Consider the following 14,252-nt stretch of genomic DNA (forward strand, 5'->3'; position numbering starts at 1 on the left):
TACAGAGACCACTAACGGGTCTAATGTTCCGTTAAGATGGCTCGTACGCTAGCACGACCGAGGCTTTAATGGAACTGGAGTCCCTTTATGGCTGCTGAACCGGGAAGCGTCCGACCCGGAGGGCGCACCGCGCGGGTCCGGGCCGCGGTCCTGGCCGCCGCGGGCGACGCCCTGGCCGAACACGGGATGGCCGGCCTCGACCTGGCCGACGTGGCGCGGCGCGCGGAGGTCGGCAGGACCACCGTCTACCGCCGCTGGGGGAGTGTGCCCGCGCTGGTCGCGGACCTGCTGGAGGACATGGCGGAACAGTCCCTGCCGCGGGTGGAGACCGGATCGCTGCTGGAGGACCTGCTGGCCAACGCCCGCCTGGTGCGCCGCACCCTGGTCGATCCCCGCCAGGGGGCGCTGTTCAAGGCGATGATCGCCGCCGCGGCCTGCGACGACCGCACCGCCGACGCGCTGCACCGCTTCTACGCCGCGAGGATCGCCGAGTGGGCGCCGTGCGTGGACCAGGCGGTCGAGCGCGGCGAGGTCCCGCCCGGCACCGACGCCGACGAGGTGGTCCGGGCGGTCTCCGCACCGCTGTACTACCGCTTGCTGGCCAGCGGCGACCCCCTGGACGAGGCCGCCGCTGAGCGCGGGGCCCGGGCCGCGGTCGAGGCGGCCCGGGCGGGGGTCTTCGTGTCGGAGTGACCCCGGGGGCGGGCCCTGGGCTAGGCCCCCAGGAACCGGCCGATCCGCTCCGTCTGGTCCTCCGTCAGCTGTACGGCGGCCGCCGCCGTGTTCTCCTCCAGGTGGGCCACGCGCGAGGTGCCGGGGATGGGCACCATCACCGGCGAGCGGTGCAGCAGCCAGGCCAGGGACAGCTGGACCGGGCTCACGGCGTGCTCGGCGGCGATCGCGGCCAGGGGCGACCCCGGGCCCGCCAGCTCACCGCGCGCGACCGGCGCCCAGGGCAGGAAGGCGATCCCGTCGCGCTCGCACTGGTCGAGCACGTCCTCGTGCTCGCGGAAGGCGGCGTCGTAGCGGTTCTGGACCGAGGCGACGGGCGCGATGGCGCGGGCGGCCGAGAGTTCGTCCACGGTCACCTCGCTGAGCCCGATGTGCCGGATCTTGCCCTGCGCGCGCAGTTCCATCAGCGCGCCGAGCTGGTCGGCGAGCGGCACATCGGGGTCGATCCTGTGCAGCTGGAACAGGTCCAGGCGCTCCACGCCCAGTCGGCGCAGGCTGAGCTCGGCCTGCTGCTTGAGGTACTCGGGGCGGCCCAGGCGGTGCCACTGGGACGGGCCGGTGCGCGCCAGGCCGGCCTTGGTCGCGATGACCAGGTCCTCGGGATAGGGGTGCAGGGCCTCGCGGATGAGTTCCTCGCTGATCGCCGGGCCGTAGGAGTCGGCGGTGTCGATGAGCGAGACGCCCAGCTCGACGGCGCGGCGCAGGACGGCCAGGGCCTCGTCCCGGTCGCGGGGCGGACCCCACACCCCCTCGCCCACGATCCGCATCGCGCCGAAGCCGAGCCGGTGCACGGGCAGGTCCCCGCCCAGCGCGAAGGTCCCCGCCCGCGCGGCATTGCTGTGTACGTCGATCACGTGGCCCCCTCCGGATGGCTGAGGGGCAGGATCTCAGCAGGTGAGGCGGGCTGGCAAGGAGGCGTGTTGGGCCGGGCCCGCCGGGGTCCGGCCGCCCGGGTCTCAGCTGCCGGAGTCGCGGCGGGCGACCGAGGCCAGGTCGGACTCGATGCGGGCGGTGGTCTCCAACAGCACGGGCAGCAGGTCGCGCCGGATGTCCTCGTTGGAGGAGCGGTTGGCGTGGGCGGAGACGTTGGTGGCGGCGATGACCCGGCCCGAGGCGTCGCGGACCGGGGCGGCCAGGGACCGCAGGCCCTCCTCCAACTCCTGGTCGACGATGCAGTAGCCGCGCTCGCGTACCCGCAGGACCTCCGCCCGCAGCTCGGAGGGGTCGGTGATGGTGAAGCGGGTGAGCGGCTTGAGTTCGACGCGGTCGAGGTAGGCGTCGAGTTCGGCGTCGTCGAGCCCGGCGAGCAGCACGCGGCCCATCGAGGTGGCCGAGGCGGGGAAGCGGGTACCCACGGTGATCGCGACGGCCATGATGCGCGAGGTCGCCACACGCGCGACGTAGAGGACGTCGTCGCCCTCCAGGACCGAGACCGAGGCGGACTCGTGCACGCGGGCGGACAGGTCCTCCAGGTGCGGCTGGGCCACGTCGGGCAGGCCCGCGGAGGCGACGTAGGCGTAGCCGAGCTCCAGCACGCGGGGGGTGAGGGAGAACAGCCGGCCGTCGGTGCGCACGTAGCCGAGGTCGCCCAGGGTGAGCAGGAAGCGGCGGGCGGCCGCGCGCGTCAGGTCGGTCTCGCGGGCGACCTCGCTCAACGTCATGGAGGGCCGCTCCGCGGAGAAGGCGCGGATCACCATCAGGCCCCGTTCCAGGGACTGGACGAAGTGGGAGCCGCGAGCGGTGTCGTCGTCGGTGGGCATGGGGCCTTCCTGGGTCGGGTGTCGTGCGGAGGCGCGTGGCCCTTCGCGATGTTCTCATGCCGCACAGCGGGGATGGCACCGGTGGGCGCCTTGACCCCGACCATGGTCAGCGCTACTGTCGTACCCAAGATGTTCGCTGTGTGAACATGCATTCGCTATACGAACGGGAGGTCACATGATCGTCCCCCTGGACGAGGCGGTCCGCGAGCTCGTCCACGACGGCGACACGGTCGCTCTGGAGGGGTTCACCCACCTCATCCCCGTCGCCGCAGGGCACGAGATCATCCGCCAGGGCCTGCGCGACCTCACGCTGGTCCGGATGACCCCCGACATCGTCTACGACCAGCTCATCGGCGCCGGGTGCGCCGCCAAGCTCGTCTTCTCCTGGGGCGGCAACCCCGGAGTGGGCTCCCTGCACCGGTTCCGCGACGCCGTGACCTCCTCCTGGCCGGTTCCGCTGGAGATCGAGGAGCACAGCCACGCGGGTATGGCCAACCGCTACGTCGCCGGCGCCTCCGGTCTTCCCTTCGCCGTGCTGCGCGGCTACAGCGGCACCGACCTGGTGGCGCACAACCCGAACATCAAGTCCATCGCCTGCCCCTTCACCGGGCAGGAGCTCGCCGCGGTCCCCGCGCTCAACCCCGACGTCACCATCGTGCACGCCCAGCGCGCCGACGCCGACGGCAACGTCCAGCTGTGGGGCATCACCGGCATCCAGAAGGAGGCCGCCCTGGCGGCCGAGCGGGTCCTGGTCACCGTCGAGGAGGTCGTGGACACCCTCGACCCCGTCCCCGGGCAGGTGATCCTGCCCGGGCGCGTGGTCACCGCCGTCAGCCCGGTCCCCGGCGGAGCCGCGCCCTCCTACGCGCACGGGTACTACGAGCGCGACAACGACGCCTACAAGGCCTGGGACGCGATCGGCCGCGACCGCGCCGCCTTCACCGCCTGGCTGGAGCGGCTCACGGGCGAGGCGTCCAGCACCAGTCCTCAGCCCGCGGGGAGGGCCCTGTGACCACCGTGACCTGGACCGCCGACGAGATCATGACGGTCACCGCGGCGCGCTCGCTGCGCGACCGGATGGCCTGCTTCGTCGGCATCGGCCTGCCCAGCACCGCCGCGAACGTCGCACGGCGCACGCACGCGCCCGGACTGTGGATGATCTACGAGTCCGGGACGCTCGGCGCCGTCCCCGACCACCTGCCGCTGTCCATCGGCGACGGGATCCTGGCCGAGACCGCCGACACGGTGGTGTCCGTGCCCGAGGTGTTCAACTACTGGCTCCAGCCGGGGCGGATCGACGTGGGCTTCCTCGGTGCCGCCCAGATCGACCGGTACGCCAACATCAACACCACGGTGATCGGCGACTACGACGCCCCGAAAGTGCGCCTGCCCGGGGCCGGCGGCGCTCCGGAGATCGCCGCCTCCTGCCGCGAGGTGGTGGTCATCATGCGCCAGAGCACACGGGCGTTCGTCGACCGCGTCGACTTCGTGACCTCGGTCGGCCACGGGGCCGGACCGGGCGACCGCGAGCGGCTCGGGCTCACGGGGGCGGGGCCGACGCGCGTCATCACCGACCTCGGCGTCATGGAGCCCCACCCCGAGACCAGGGAACTCGTCCTGACCGGCGTGCACCCGGGTGTGGACACGGCGGCGGTCAGGGAGGCGACCGGGTGGGACCTGAAGGTCTCCGAGGACCTCGTGCGCACCCCGGAGCCGACCACGGAGGAGCTCGCGGTGCTGCGGGAGCTGACCGGGTCGGCCTGAGCCGGGAGCGCCCGACTAGGATACCTAACACTGTTAGGTTCAACATCGCCCGCGACCGGCCCCGCGCCGGCCGCGCCACACCCTGGAGGCCCACGGTGACCGACGCCTACATCCTCGACGCCGTCCGCACCCCCTTCGGCAAGTTCGGCGGCGCCCTGTCCGGCGTGCGCCCCGACGACCTCGCCGCGCACGTGCTCTCGTCGCTGGCCGACCGCAACAGCGCCGACCCCGCCGCCTACGACGAGGTCTACCTCGGCAACGCCAACGGCGCCGGCGAGGAGAACCGCAACGTCGCCCGCATGGCCGCGCTCCTGGCCGGCCTGCCCACCGGCCTGCCCGGAGCCACCGTCAACCGGCTGTGCGGATCCGGCCTGGAGGCCGTCGTCCAGGCCGCCCGTACGGTGGAGACCGGCGACGCGAGCCTGACCCTGGCCGGGGGAGTGGAGTCCATGAGCCGGGCCCCCTGGGTCCTGCCCAAGCCCGCCAAGGGCTTCCCCGCCACCGACGCCACGCTGCACTCCACCACCCTGGGCTGGCGCATGGTGAACCCGGCGATGCCCGACCAGTGGACGATCTCGCTGGGAGAGAGCACCGAGCGGCTGGCCGCGAAGTTCGGCATCGACCGCGCCGAACAGGACGCCTTCGCCCTGGCCAGCCACACCAAGGCCGCCCGTGCCTGGGCCGAAGGGATCTTCGACGGCCAGATCGTCCAGGTCCCCGGCGCCGAACTGGAGCGCGACGAGTGCATCCGGGCGACCACCGCCGACAAGCTCGCCGGGCTCAAGACCTCCTTCCGCGCCGAGGGCACCGTCACCGCGGGCAACGCCTCGCCGCTCAACGACGGCGCCGCGGGCCTGGTCATCGGCGACCGCCGGGGCGCCGAGGCCGCCGGGCTGGAGCCCATGGCCCGCATCGCCGGTCGCGGCACGGCCGGCGTCGACCCCGACGTGTTCGGCATCGGTCCCGTCCAGGCCGCCGAGACCGCGCTGCGGCGCGCCGGTATCGGCTGGGGCGACCTGTCGGTGGTCGAACTCAACGAGGCCTTCGCCGCCCAGTCGCTCGCCTGCCTGCGCGGCTGGCCGGACCTCGACCCCGCCATCGTCAACCCGCACGGTGGCGCCATCGCCATCGGCCACCCGCTGGGCGCCTCCGGCGCGCGCGTGGTCGGCCAGCTCGCCCACGAACTGCGCCGCCGCGGCGGCGGCTGGGGCCTGGCCGCCCTGTGCATCGGGGTCGGCCAGGGGATCGCCGTCGTCCTGGAGGCCTGAACCGGGTCGCACACGAGCAGACTGAGAACACGAGTACGCGGGCCGCGGCCCGGGGGCGTGTTCCGTGGATGCGCCGCGCAGCAGGGTGAGTATCCACGGAATATGCTCCAGGTCCGGGCACCGCACCGAGGGAAAGACCACCGCCATGCCCACCACACCGGACGGGACCCCGCCCGGGCTCATCGTGCCCGGCTACATCCGCGACCACGACACCCACCCGCCGCTGGACTACCCCGGCTACAAGAGCACCGCGCTGCGCCACCCCGAGCGCCCGCTCACCCTGCTCCCGCACACGCTCACCGAGATCACCTCGCCCGTCCTGGGTCAGGACCGCCTCGGCGAGCTCGACCACGACCTGACCCGACAGCACGAGGAGGAACCGCAGGGCCAGCGCATCATCCTGCACGGCCAGGTGCGCGACAGCGACGGCACCCCCGTCCCGCACACCCTGGTCGAGATCTGGCAGGCCAACGCCGCCGGGCGCTACCGCCACACCGCGGACAACTGGCCCGCCCCCCTGGACCCCCACTTCAGCGGGGTCGGACGCGTCCTCACCGACGCCGAGGGCCGCTACCGGTTCGTCACCATCCGGCCGGGCGCCTACCCCTGGAAGAACCACCGCAACGCCTGGCGGCCCGCGCACATCCACTTCTCGCTGTTCGGCCGCGCCTTCACCCAGCGGCTCGTCACGCAGATGTACTTCCCCGACGACCCGCTGTTCTTCCAGGACCCGATGTGGAACTCGGTGCCCGACCCCAAGGTGCGCGAGCGCATGCTCGCCCGGTTCGACTACGACACCACCGAACCCGAGTGGGCCCTGGCCTACCGCTGGGACATCGTGCTGCGCGGACGCGAACAGACCCCGTTCGAGTCCGACGAGGAGATCATGGAGGACGACGCTTGAGCACCCACCCCACCACGCCGTCCCAGACGGTCGGCCCCTACCTGCACATCGGCCTGCCCTGGGCCGACGGCCCCTACGCCGTCGCCGAGGGAGCACCCGGCGCGGTGTGGATCCGCGGCACCGTCTACGACGGCGCGGGCGCGGTCGTCACCGACGCCCTCATCGAGACCTGGCAGGCCGATCCGGCGGGCCGCTTCGACCACCCCGACGACCCGCGCGGCGCCACGTCCCACCCTGGTTTCCGCGCCTTCGGGCGCTGCCCCACCGACGCCTCCGGCGAGTACGGCGTCCTCACCCTCAAGCCCGGCTCAGTGCCCGGCCCCGAGGGAGACCAGGCGCCGCACATCGACGTGTCGGTGTTCGCGCGCGGCATGCTGAACCGCGTCGTGACGCGGGTGTACTTTCCGGAGGAGGAGGCGGCCAACGCCGCCGACCCCGTCCTGAACAGCATCGCCGACCCCGAGGCCCGGGCCACGCTGGTGGCCCGCCCCGCCCCGGACGGCTACCGCTTCGACGTCCGCCTCCAGGGCGACGGAGAGACCGTCTTCTTCGACATCTAGCGAGGAACCAGCATGCCCGGCCTGTTCGACGGTGTCCTCAACCACGGCCCCGTGGGTCCGCTGACCGATGACACCGCCTGGCTCCAGGCCCTGCTCGACACCGAGGCCGCGCTCGCGCGCGCCCTGGCCGACACCGGGTCGATCACTCCGGACCGGGCCGAGACGATCGCCTCCGCCTGCGCCGCGGACCGCTACGACCCCGACGCCCTGGGGCGGGCCGCCGCGGGCGGAGGCAATCCGGTCATCCCGCTGGTCAAGGAGCTCACCGCCGCCGTGCGCGAGGTCGATCCGGAGGCCGCGCGCCACGTCCACCAGGGCGCCACCAGCCAGGACGTCATGGACACCGCCGCCATGCTGGTGGCCCGCCGCGCCGGACGGGCCGTCCTGGTCGATCTGGCCGACCTCACCGCCGGGCTGCGCGACCTGGCCGCCCGCCACCGCACCACGCCCATGCCCGGGCGCACCCTGCTCCAACAGGCGCTGCCCACCACCTTCGGGGCGGTCGCCGCCGGCTGGGCCCACGGCCTGTCCGAGGCCGCCGACCGGCTCGACGCCGTGCTGCGGACCGGGCTGGCGGTCCAGCTCGGCGGCGCCGTGGGCACCCTGGCCTCCCTGGGGCCCGAGGGCCCCGCCGTGACCGCGGCCCTGGCGACCCGCCTGGACCTGCCCGAACCCGTCCTGCCCTGGCACACCGAACGCGGTCGCGTCGCCGACCTGGCCGGCGCCCTGGGGCGGGTCTGCGGCGCCGTCGGCACCAGCGCGCAGGACATCGTCCTGCTCGCCCAGACCGAGGTCGGCGAGGTGACCGAGGACGGCGGCCCCGGCGTCGGCGGGTCCTCCACGCTTCCGCACAAGCGCAACCCCGTCGCCGCCGTCAGCGCGCTGGCCGCCGCCCGCCAGGCGCCCGGACTGGTCGCCACCCTCCTGGCCGCCCAGATCCAGGAGCACCAGCGGGCGGCCGGCGCCTGGCACTCCGAGTGGCTGCCCCTGACCGACCTGCTGCGCCGCACCGGCAGCGCGGTGTCCTGGCTGCGGACCGGCGCCACGAGGCTGCGGGTGCACCCCGAGCGCATGCGCGCCAACCTCGACGCCACCGCGGGACTGGCCCTGAGCGAGCGCGTCACCACCGACCTGGCGCCGGAACTGGGCCGGCTCGACGCCCACCGGCTGGTCACCGCGGCCTGCGAGCGGACCGCGGCCACCGGCCGCCCCCTGGCCGAGGTCCTGGCCGAGCACCTGGCGGGCACCCGCACCCGCGAGCGGATCGAGACACTGCTGGACCCGGCGGGCTACCTGGGCGCCGCCGCGGAGTTCACCGACCGGGTCACCGCGGCCGGAGGCCGGCGGGGCCGGACGAGCACCGACGAAGGACGAGCATGAGCGTTGACCTGTACTACACCGAGAGCGGACCCGCCGACGCCCCGCCCCTGGTCCTGGCGGGATCCCTGGGCGCCACCGTGGACATGTGGGAGCCCCAGGCGCAGGCGCTCTCCGCGGTCTTCCGCGTGATCCGGATCGACCACCGCGGCCACGGGGGCTCACCCGTGCCCGAGGGCCCCTACTCCATGGCCGACCTGGGCGGGGACGTCGTGCGGCTGCTCGACCGGCTGGGGATCGGGCGCGCCCATGTCGCGGGGCTGTCCATCGGCGGCATGGTCGGCCAGTGGCTCGCGCTGCACGCGCCCGAGCGCGTGGACCGCCTCGCGCTGCTGGCCACCTCCGCGCACATGGGCCCCGCCCGGAACTGGCGCGACCGTGCCGACCTGGTGCGGCGCGAGGGCACCGGCGCCGTCGCCGACTCCGTGGTCGAGCGCTGGTTCACCCCCGACTACGCCAAGGCGCACCCCGCCGAGGTCGCCGTCCTGCGCGAGGGGATCGCCGCGACGGCCGCCGAGGGCTACGCGGGCTGCTGCGGCGCCATCGAGAACTGGGACGTCCGCGAGGACCTGGGGAGGATCCAGGCGCCCACCCTGGTCGTCTCCGGCGCCGACGACCCGGCGACCCCGCCGTCGGAGCACGGGGCCCTGATCGCCGAACGCGTCCCGGGCGCTCGACTGGCGGTCCTGGACGAGGCGGCCCACCTGCTCTCATGGGAACAGAGCGCCAAGGTCAACACCCTGCTGACCGCCCACTTCACCGCAGGCGACCGCGCCTCCGCGGGGATGCGGGTGCGCCGCAGTGTCCTCGGGGACGCGCACGTGGACCGCGCCGAGGCGCACAAGACGCCCTTCACCGAACCGTTCCAGGACCTCATCACCCGCTACGCCTGGGGCGAGATCTGGACCCGGCCGGGACTGGACCGCCGCACGCGCAGCTGCATGGTGCTGACCGCGCTGGTCGCGCACGGCCACTGGGCCGAGTTGGCGATGCATGTGCGCGCGGCCCTGCGCAACGGGCTGACCAGGGACGACATCGGCGAGGTGTTCCTGCAGGCCGCGATCTACTGCGGCGTCCCCGCCACCAACAAGGCCTTCGCGGTCGCCCAGGAGGTCTTCGCCGAGCACGACTGACCACCGCAGGGCCGGGGTCGGGAACGCCCGGACCCGGCCCCGGGGCGGCGGATCAGCGCCGGAAGGCGACGCCCGACAACTCCCACAGCTTGCTCTCGGCCGACTCGGGCCGGAACCGGGGGTCGGCGCCGGGCATGCGCCAGGTGGCGCAGTCCACGGCGAAGGGGCCCTCGTCGCGTCCGTCGAGCCACGGGCTGGCCATCTCCAGGCCGTCGAAGACCACGGCGGCCTCCTCGGGGCTGCGCACGCGGCCCCACGGCGTGCCGAAGGACAGGATCTTGTCGGTCATCCAGACCGCGGCGTCCGGGTCGTCGGAGACGATGTGCGAGAAGATGACGCACGAGCCCGGGGCCAGCCGGTCCATGAGTCGGCGCACCATGCCGAACGGGTCGCTGTCGTCGGGCAGGCAGTGCAGGAGCGACACCAGCATCACGCACAGCGGCCGGTCGAGGTCCAGGAGCCGGGTGGTCTCGGGGGCGCCGAGGATGCCGTCGGTGTCACGGATGTCGGCCAGCAGGAAGCTCGTCCTGACACTGTCGTCGATCAGCGCGCGGCCGTGCGAGAGCACGATGGGGTCGTGGTCGACGTAGACGACCCTGGCCTCGGGGTTGTGCCGCTGGGCCGCGTGGTGGGTGTTGTCGGCGGTGGGCAGGCCGGCGCCCAGATCGAGGAACTGGTCCACTCCCTGGGAGGCGACGTATTCGACCGCCCGCGCGAGATAGGCGCGGTTGTCATTGGCGAAGGTGACCAGTTCGGGAATACCGTTCGCGAGGGCCTCGCACGCTTTGCGATCCGCCTCGAAGTTGTCCTTTCCGCCGAGCAGGAAATCGTACATGCGTGCGATGCTGGGGGTTTCCATGTCGATGTTGGGGGGGAAGCGGTCAGCCATCGAGGGGCACCAATCCGGTCGGTCGGGCGGAGATGATCTCCAGGCGAATCGTAACCGTGTTCCACCGTTCCCATGGGCGTTTTGAGAACTCCGGTGACGGGATTTCGACGGCCATTCTCATGTCCGGGCGGGTGTGAATGCGGGGATCTCGTCGGCGAGCGTTCCCGGCGCCGCGGCCCGTACACGCGCACCGGCACCGGAGGGGGCGGAGAAAGGGGAGGGCAGGGGTGGAGCGGACCAGAACCCGGCCGCCGTGCCCGCCACGGCGCCGCCCGACCCGCCCCCGTCCGACTCCTCGGCGGCATCGGCCTCCGGCGGACCGGCGGGCGGCTCGGCCTCCTCCCGAACCCCGGCGGCGCCGACCCGCGCGACCAGCTCCCGGCGCGCACGCCCGCACCAGGCGGCCAGGGTGAAGGGGTCGCGGTCGGCCTCGCGCCCCAGCGCGGCCACCGCGGCGGCCAGGTGCGCGCACCGCCCCCGCCACTCGTCGCACGAGCAGTGGGCCACCAGGTCGCCCCAGCCGCGCGGCACCAGGTCCAGGCCCAGGAGGGAGAACACCCGCGCCGCCTCGGGCGGCAGCTCCCCCGCCAGCAGCCGCGCCCGGAACACGGGCTGCGAGGCCAGCGCAGCGCAGGCGCGCTCCCACTCGTGGTCGGGGAAGACCGGCCGGATCAGGCTCACCTCGAAGCCGCCGCGCACCCGCGCGACCACCTCGCCCCCACGCACCGCGAGCCGTTCGACCGCCGGCGGCACGGGCGCCGGGACGGCCGGTCCCGTGCTCGCGCCCAGGGCCTGTTCCAGCAGCGCCGACCACGACCCGCTCATCCGGCCACCGCCTCCGGCGCCAGGCGCACGACCTCGCGCAGATCCGCCACCGACAGCCCCGCAAGCCACTGCTCGCCGGTGGCCACCGCCCCGTCGGCCAGCGCGCTCTTGCGCTCGATCATCTCGTCCACCCGTTCCTCCACGGTGCCCACGCACACCATCTTGCGCACCTGCACGTCGCGCCGCTGCCCGATCCGGAACGCCCGGTCGGTGGCCTGGTTTTCCACCGCCGGGTTCCACCACCGGTCCACGTGCACGACGTGGTTGGCCGCGGTCAGGTTCAGCCCCGTGCCCGCCGCCTTGAGCGAGAGCAGGAACACCATCGGCCCCGACACGCTCTGGAAGTGCTCGGTCATCCGCTCGCGCTCGGCCCGCGGCGTCCCGCCGTGCAGCCACAGCACCGGAACGCCGGTCCGCGCCGCGAGGTAGGGCGCCAGGCGCTCACCGAACCGCGCGTACTGCGTGAAGCACAGCGCCTTGTCGCCCTCGGCCACCGCCTCGCCCAGGATCGACTCCAACCGGTCGAGCTTGCCCGAGCGGCCCGACAGCGCCGAACCGTCGCCCAGGAACTGCGCCGGGTGGTTGCAGATCTGCTTGAGCCGCGACATCGTCGCCAGCACCAGGCCCTTGCGCTCCTTCTCGTCGGCCTCGGACATGCGCTGGGCCATCTCGTCCACGACCGCCTTGTACAGGGAGGCCTGTTCCGGGGTGAGCGTGCACCAGGTCCGCATCTCCTGCTTCTCCGGCAGGTCGGCGATGATGGAGCGGTCGGTCTTGAGCCGGCGCAGCACGAACGGACCCGTCAGCCGGCGCACCAGGTCGGTTCCCGTGCCGGACCCCGGACCCGCGCCGTCGCCGTCGGCCGCGGCCTCGGCCGGGTCGGCCACCGCGCGCTGGAAGTCCTGGGCCGAGCCCAGCAGCCCCGGGTTGGCGAACTCCATCACCGACCACAGCTCGCCCAGGTTGTTCTCCACCGGCGTTCCGGTCAGCGCGATCCGGGTCGCGGCGGGCAGGGCCCGCACCGCGCGCGCCTGCCGGGTGGCGTGGTTCTTCAGCGCCTGGGCCTCGTCGCACACCACCCGGTGCCAGGGCAGCGCGGCCAACTCGTCGTCGCGCGCCACCACCCCGTAGGTGGTCACCACCAGGTCGCAGGCGCCCACCAGCCGTGCCAGTGCGTTGCCGCCCGGCCGGTCCGTCCCGTGCTGGACGTGCACCCGCAGCTCCGGGGCGAACCGCGCCGCCTCACGCCGCCAGTTGCCCACCAAGGAGACCGGGCACACCAGCAGGGTGGGGCCCGGGGCGGGCCCCTCGGCCCGCTCGTCGGTGAGCAGCGCCAGGAGCTGCACGGTCTTGCCCAGGCCCATGTCGTCGGCCAGGACCGCGCCCAGGCCCAGCTCGCCCAGGAACCGCAGCCAGGCCGCTCCCCGGTCCTGGTAGGGGCGCAGGGTCCCGGTGAAGCCCGGGGGAGCACCCATCGGCCGCGGCTCGGCCTTGGCCCCGCCGTCCAGCAGCGCGCCCAGCGGGCCGTCGGCCACCACGTCGGAGACCGGCAGCGGCACCGCGGGGTCCGCGCCGACCGCCATCCGCAGCGCCTGGTCCCGGCGCATGGAACCGCGCTTGCGGAGCAGGTCCAGAGCGGCGCCGACCCGCTCGGGGTCCATCTCCATCCACCGGCCCCGCACCCGCACCAGCGAGCGCTTGAGCCGTGCCAGCTCGGCCAGTTCCGCCAGTTCGGACTCCTCCAGGGGCCGGTCGGAGCCGGTGCCGCGCAGCAGCGCCTCGAAGGAGACGTCGACCAGGTCGGTGGGTCCGACCCCGCCGCGCCGCCGCTTGCGCGGCTCGTCGTCGACCGCCATGCGCAGGGTGAGCGGACCGCGTCCGCTCCACTCGGGCAGGACGACCGCGAACCCGGCGGCGCCCAGCCGCGGCGCCGCCCGGCCCACGAACTCCTCGGCGCCGGCGGTGTTCAGCGGCAGCCGCGCCGGGGCGAGGTCGGACAGGGCACGGTGCAGGGCGGGGTAGTGCCGGGCCGCCCGGCGCAGGTCCGCCAGCGCGGTCGTGCCGACGTCGTCGGGCAGCCACGCCGCGCCCTCGCCCAGCCACACCTGTTCCAGCGGCAGGCGCAGACCGGGGTCGCTGTCCGAGCGCACCCAGAACTCCACCTGCCAGGGGCCGTCCCGGTCGGGTTCGCGCAGCAGGAACAGCAGCCGCGCCCGGCCCGCGCCGCGCACGCGCTCACGCCATCGGCGCAGCGGCCCGCGCAGCTCCTGGGCGGTGTCGGCGTCCACGCGGGTGAGCTCACCGGTCAGCGCCGCCGCCAGCCGTGCGGCGGGAGCGGTCTCGGCGTTCCGGTCGAGGGCGGGCCGGGCCGGCGCGGGTGCCAGGCGCCGGGCGGCGGCGTCGGTGAGCAGTTCCAGGGGGGCCAGGACGCACGCGCGGGCGGGGGAGTCGTTCCCGGTCAGGTGGGCGTGCGCGCTCGGCGGCAGGGCGGCGGTGAGGGCGGCCAGGTGCTCCTCGGCGGTGTCCATCGGCGCGGGCCGCCAGCGCGCCCGGGGCGGGTCGCCCACGAGGTCGGGCAGCACGGCCCCGGCGGTCACGAGCCGCTCGGCGAAATCGTGCACCGCCGCCAGGTGGACCAGCGACGGCCCCGGGGCCGGAACGGTGGTGCCCGCGAGACCGGGCAGCACGATGTCGGCGTCGGCCGCGCTCAGGGACAGCCCCGGGACCCGCCAGGGCGACCGGACGCCCTCCTCGGGCGCCGCGTCCGCTCGGGAGGGGCAGGGGGCGGTGCCGTCGCCGGGCAGGCGCACGACCAGGCCGGTGTCCTGAGCCCGTTCGGCCACGGGTCCGGCGCCCGTCGACGCGAGGAGGGCGCGCAGGGTGTCGGCGTCGGCCGCGCGGGGGTGCGCCGGGGGGCCGTCCGCGGACGCGCTCGCCCCGGACGGGCCCCCGTCCGCCTCACCCCACAGCACCAGTGCGTCCCTGACCCACGCGCCGTGCACGACCCGCACGCGGCCTCCCGTCATCGCGTCCATCGGCC

General features: G+C 74.4%; 13 protein-coding genes. 8 read left to right on the forward strand and 5 right to left on the reverse strand.

The annotated features are described in order from the left end of the window. Window positions 1-87 precede the first annotated feature (87 nt). Window positions 88-693, forward strand: a complete 606-nt coding sequence (locus M1P99_RS24195) for a TetR/AcrR family transcriptional regulator (RefSeq protein ID WP_304454873.1) — start codon at window positions 88-90, stop codon at window positions 691-693. A 20-nt stretch (window positions 694-713) separates the two neighbouring features. On the opposite strand, the gene M1P99_RS24200 is transcribed toward M1P99_RS24195, so the two are convergent. Together M1P99_RS24200 and M1P99_RS24205 are read right to left on the reverse strand one after the other, a co-directional pair. Beyond that, a complete protein-coding gene (locus M1P99_RS24200; RefSeq protein WP_304454874.1) occupies window positions 714-1,586 on the reverse strand; it encodes an aldo/keto reductase in 873 nt (290 codons plus the stop codon). A 102-nt stretch (window positions 1,587-1,688) separates the two neighbouring features. Next, window positions 1,689-2,492 (reverse strand): IclR family transcriptional regulator, encoded by an 804-nt coding sequence (locus M1P99_RS24205; protein WP_304454875.1) that lies wholly within the window; start codon window positions 2,490-2,492, stop codon window positions 1,689-1,691. Between the two features lie 175 nt (window positions 2,493-2,667). Here M1P99_RS24205 and M1P99_RS24210 point away from each other — a divergent pair, with 175 nt between their 5' ends. From M1P99_RS24210 to pcaD, 7 genes are all read left to right on the forward strand, one after another. Continuing rightward, window positions 2,668-3,504, forward strand: a complete 837-nt coding sequence (locus tag M1P99_RS24210; RefSeq protein ID WP_304454876.1) for a CoA transferase subunit A — start codon at window positions 2,668-2,670, stop codon at window positions 3,502-3,504. After that, window positions 3,501-4,256, forward strand: a complete 756-nt coding sequence (locus tag M1P99_RS24215; protein WP_304454877.1) for a CoA-transferase subunit beta — start codon at window positions 3,501-3,503, stop codon at window positions 4,254-4,256. The genes M1P99_RS24210 and M1P99_RS24215 overlap by 4 nt, the downstream gene beginning before the upstream one ends. 95 nt (window positions 4,257-4,351) lie before the next feature. Next, window positions 4,352-5,524: a thiolase family protein gene (locus M1P99_RS24220; protein WP_304454878.1), complete on the forward strand. Its 1,173-nt coding sequence runs from the start codon at window positions 4,352-4,354 to the stop codon at window positions 5,522-5,524. Between the two features lie 145 nt (window positions 5,525-5,669). After that, complete coding sequence (gene pcaH / locus M1P99_RS24225) at window positions 5,670-6,428, forward strand: protocatechuate 3,4-dioxygenase subunit beta (RefSeq protein ID WP_304454879.1); 759 nt, start codon at window positions 5,670-5,672, stop codon at window positions 6,426-6,428. Further along, a complete protein-coding gene (gene pcaG / locus M1P99_RS24230; protein WP_304454880.1) occupies window positions 6,425-6,988 on the forward strand; it encodes a protocatechuate 3,4-dioxygenase subunit alpha in 564 nt (187 codons plus the stop codon). Before pcaH ends, pcaG begins: the two co-directional genes overlap by 4 nt. 12 nt (window positions 6,989-7,000) lie before the next feature. After that, a complete protein-coding gene (gene pcaB / locus M1P99_RS24235; RefSeq protein WP_304454881.1) occupies window positions 7,001-8,368 on the forward strand; it encodes a 3-carboxy-cis,cis-muconate cycloisomerase in 1,368 nt (455 codons plus the stop codon). Beyond that, entirely contained in the window at window positions 8,365-9,498 is a 1,134-nt protein-coding gene (gene pcaD / locus M1P99_RS24240; RefSeq protein ID WP_304454882.1) for a 3-oxoadipate enol-lactonase, read from the forward strand. The genes pcaB and pcaD overlap by 4 nt, the downstream gene beginning before the upstream one ends. Before the next feature lie 52 nt (window positions 9,499-9,550). Here pcaD and M1P99_RS24245 read toward each other — a convergent pair whose 3' ends face one another. From M1P99_RS24245 to M1P99_RS24255, 3 genes are all read right to left on the reverse strand, one after another. After that, a complete protein-coding gene (locus M1P99_RS24245; protein ID WP_304454883.1) occupies window positions 9,551-10,387 on the reverse strand; it encodes an SAM-dependent methyltransferase in 837 nt (278 codons plus the stop codon). Between the two features lie 117 nt (window positions 10,388-10,504). Beyond that, on the reverse strand, window positions 10,505-11,212 hold the full coding sequence (locus tag M1P99_RS24250; RefSeq protein ID WP_304454884.1) for a hypothetical protein: 708 nt from the start codon (window positions 11,210-11,212) through the stop codon (window positions 10,505-10,507). Then, window positions 11,209-14,247 carry a DEAD/DEAH box helicase gene (locus M1P99_RS24255; RefSeq protein WP_304454885.1) on the reverse strand — a complete coding sequence of 1,013 codons (3,039 nt, stop codon included), beginning with the start codon at window positions 14,245-14,247 and terminating at the stop codon, window positions 11,209-11,211. Before M1P99_RS24255 ends, M1P99_RS24250 begins: the two co-directional genes overlap by 4 nt. Window positions 14,248-14,252 lie beyond the last annotated feature (5 nt).

It is taken from the genome of Nocardiopsis sp. YSL2, assembly GCF_030555055.1.
GTDB lineage: Bacteria > Actinomycetota > Actinomycetes > Streptosporangiales > Streptosporangiaceae > Nocardiopsis.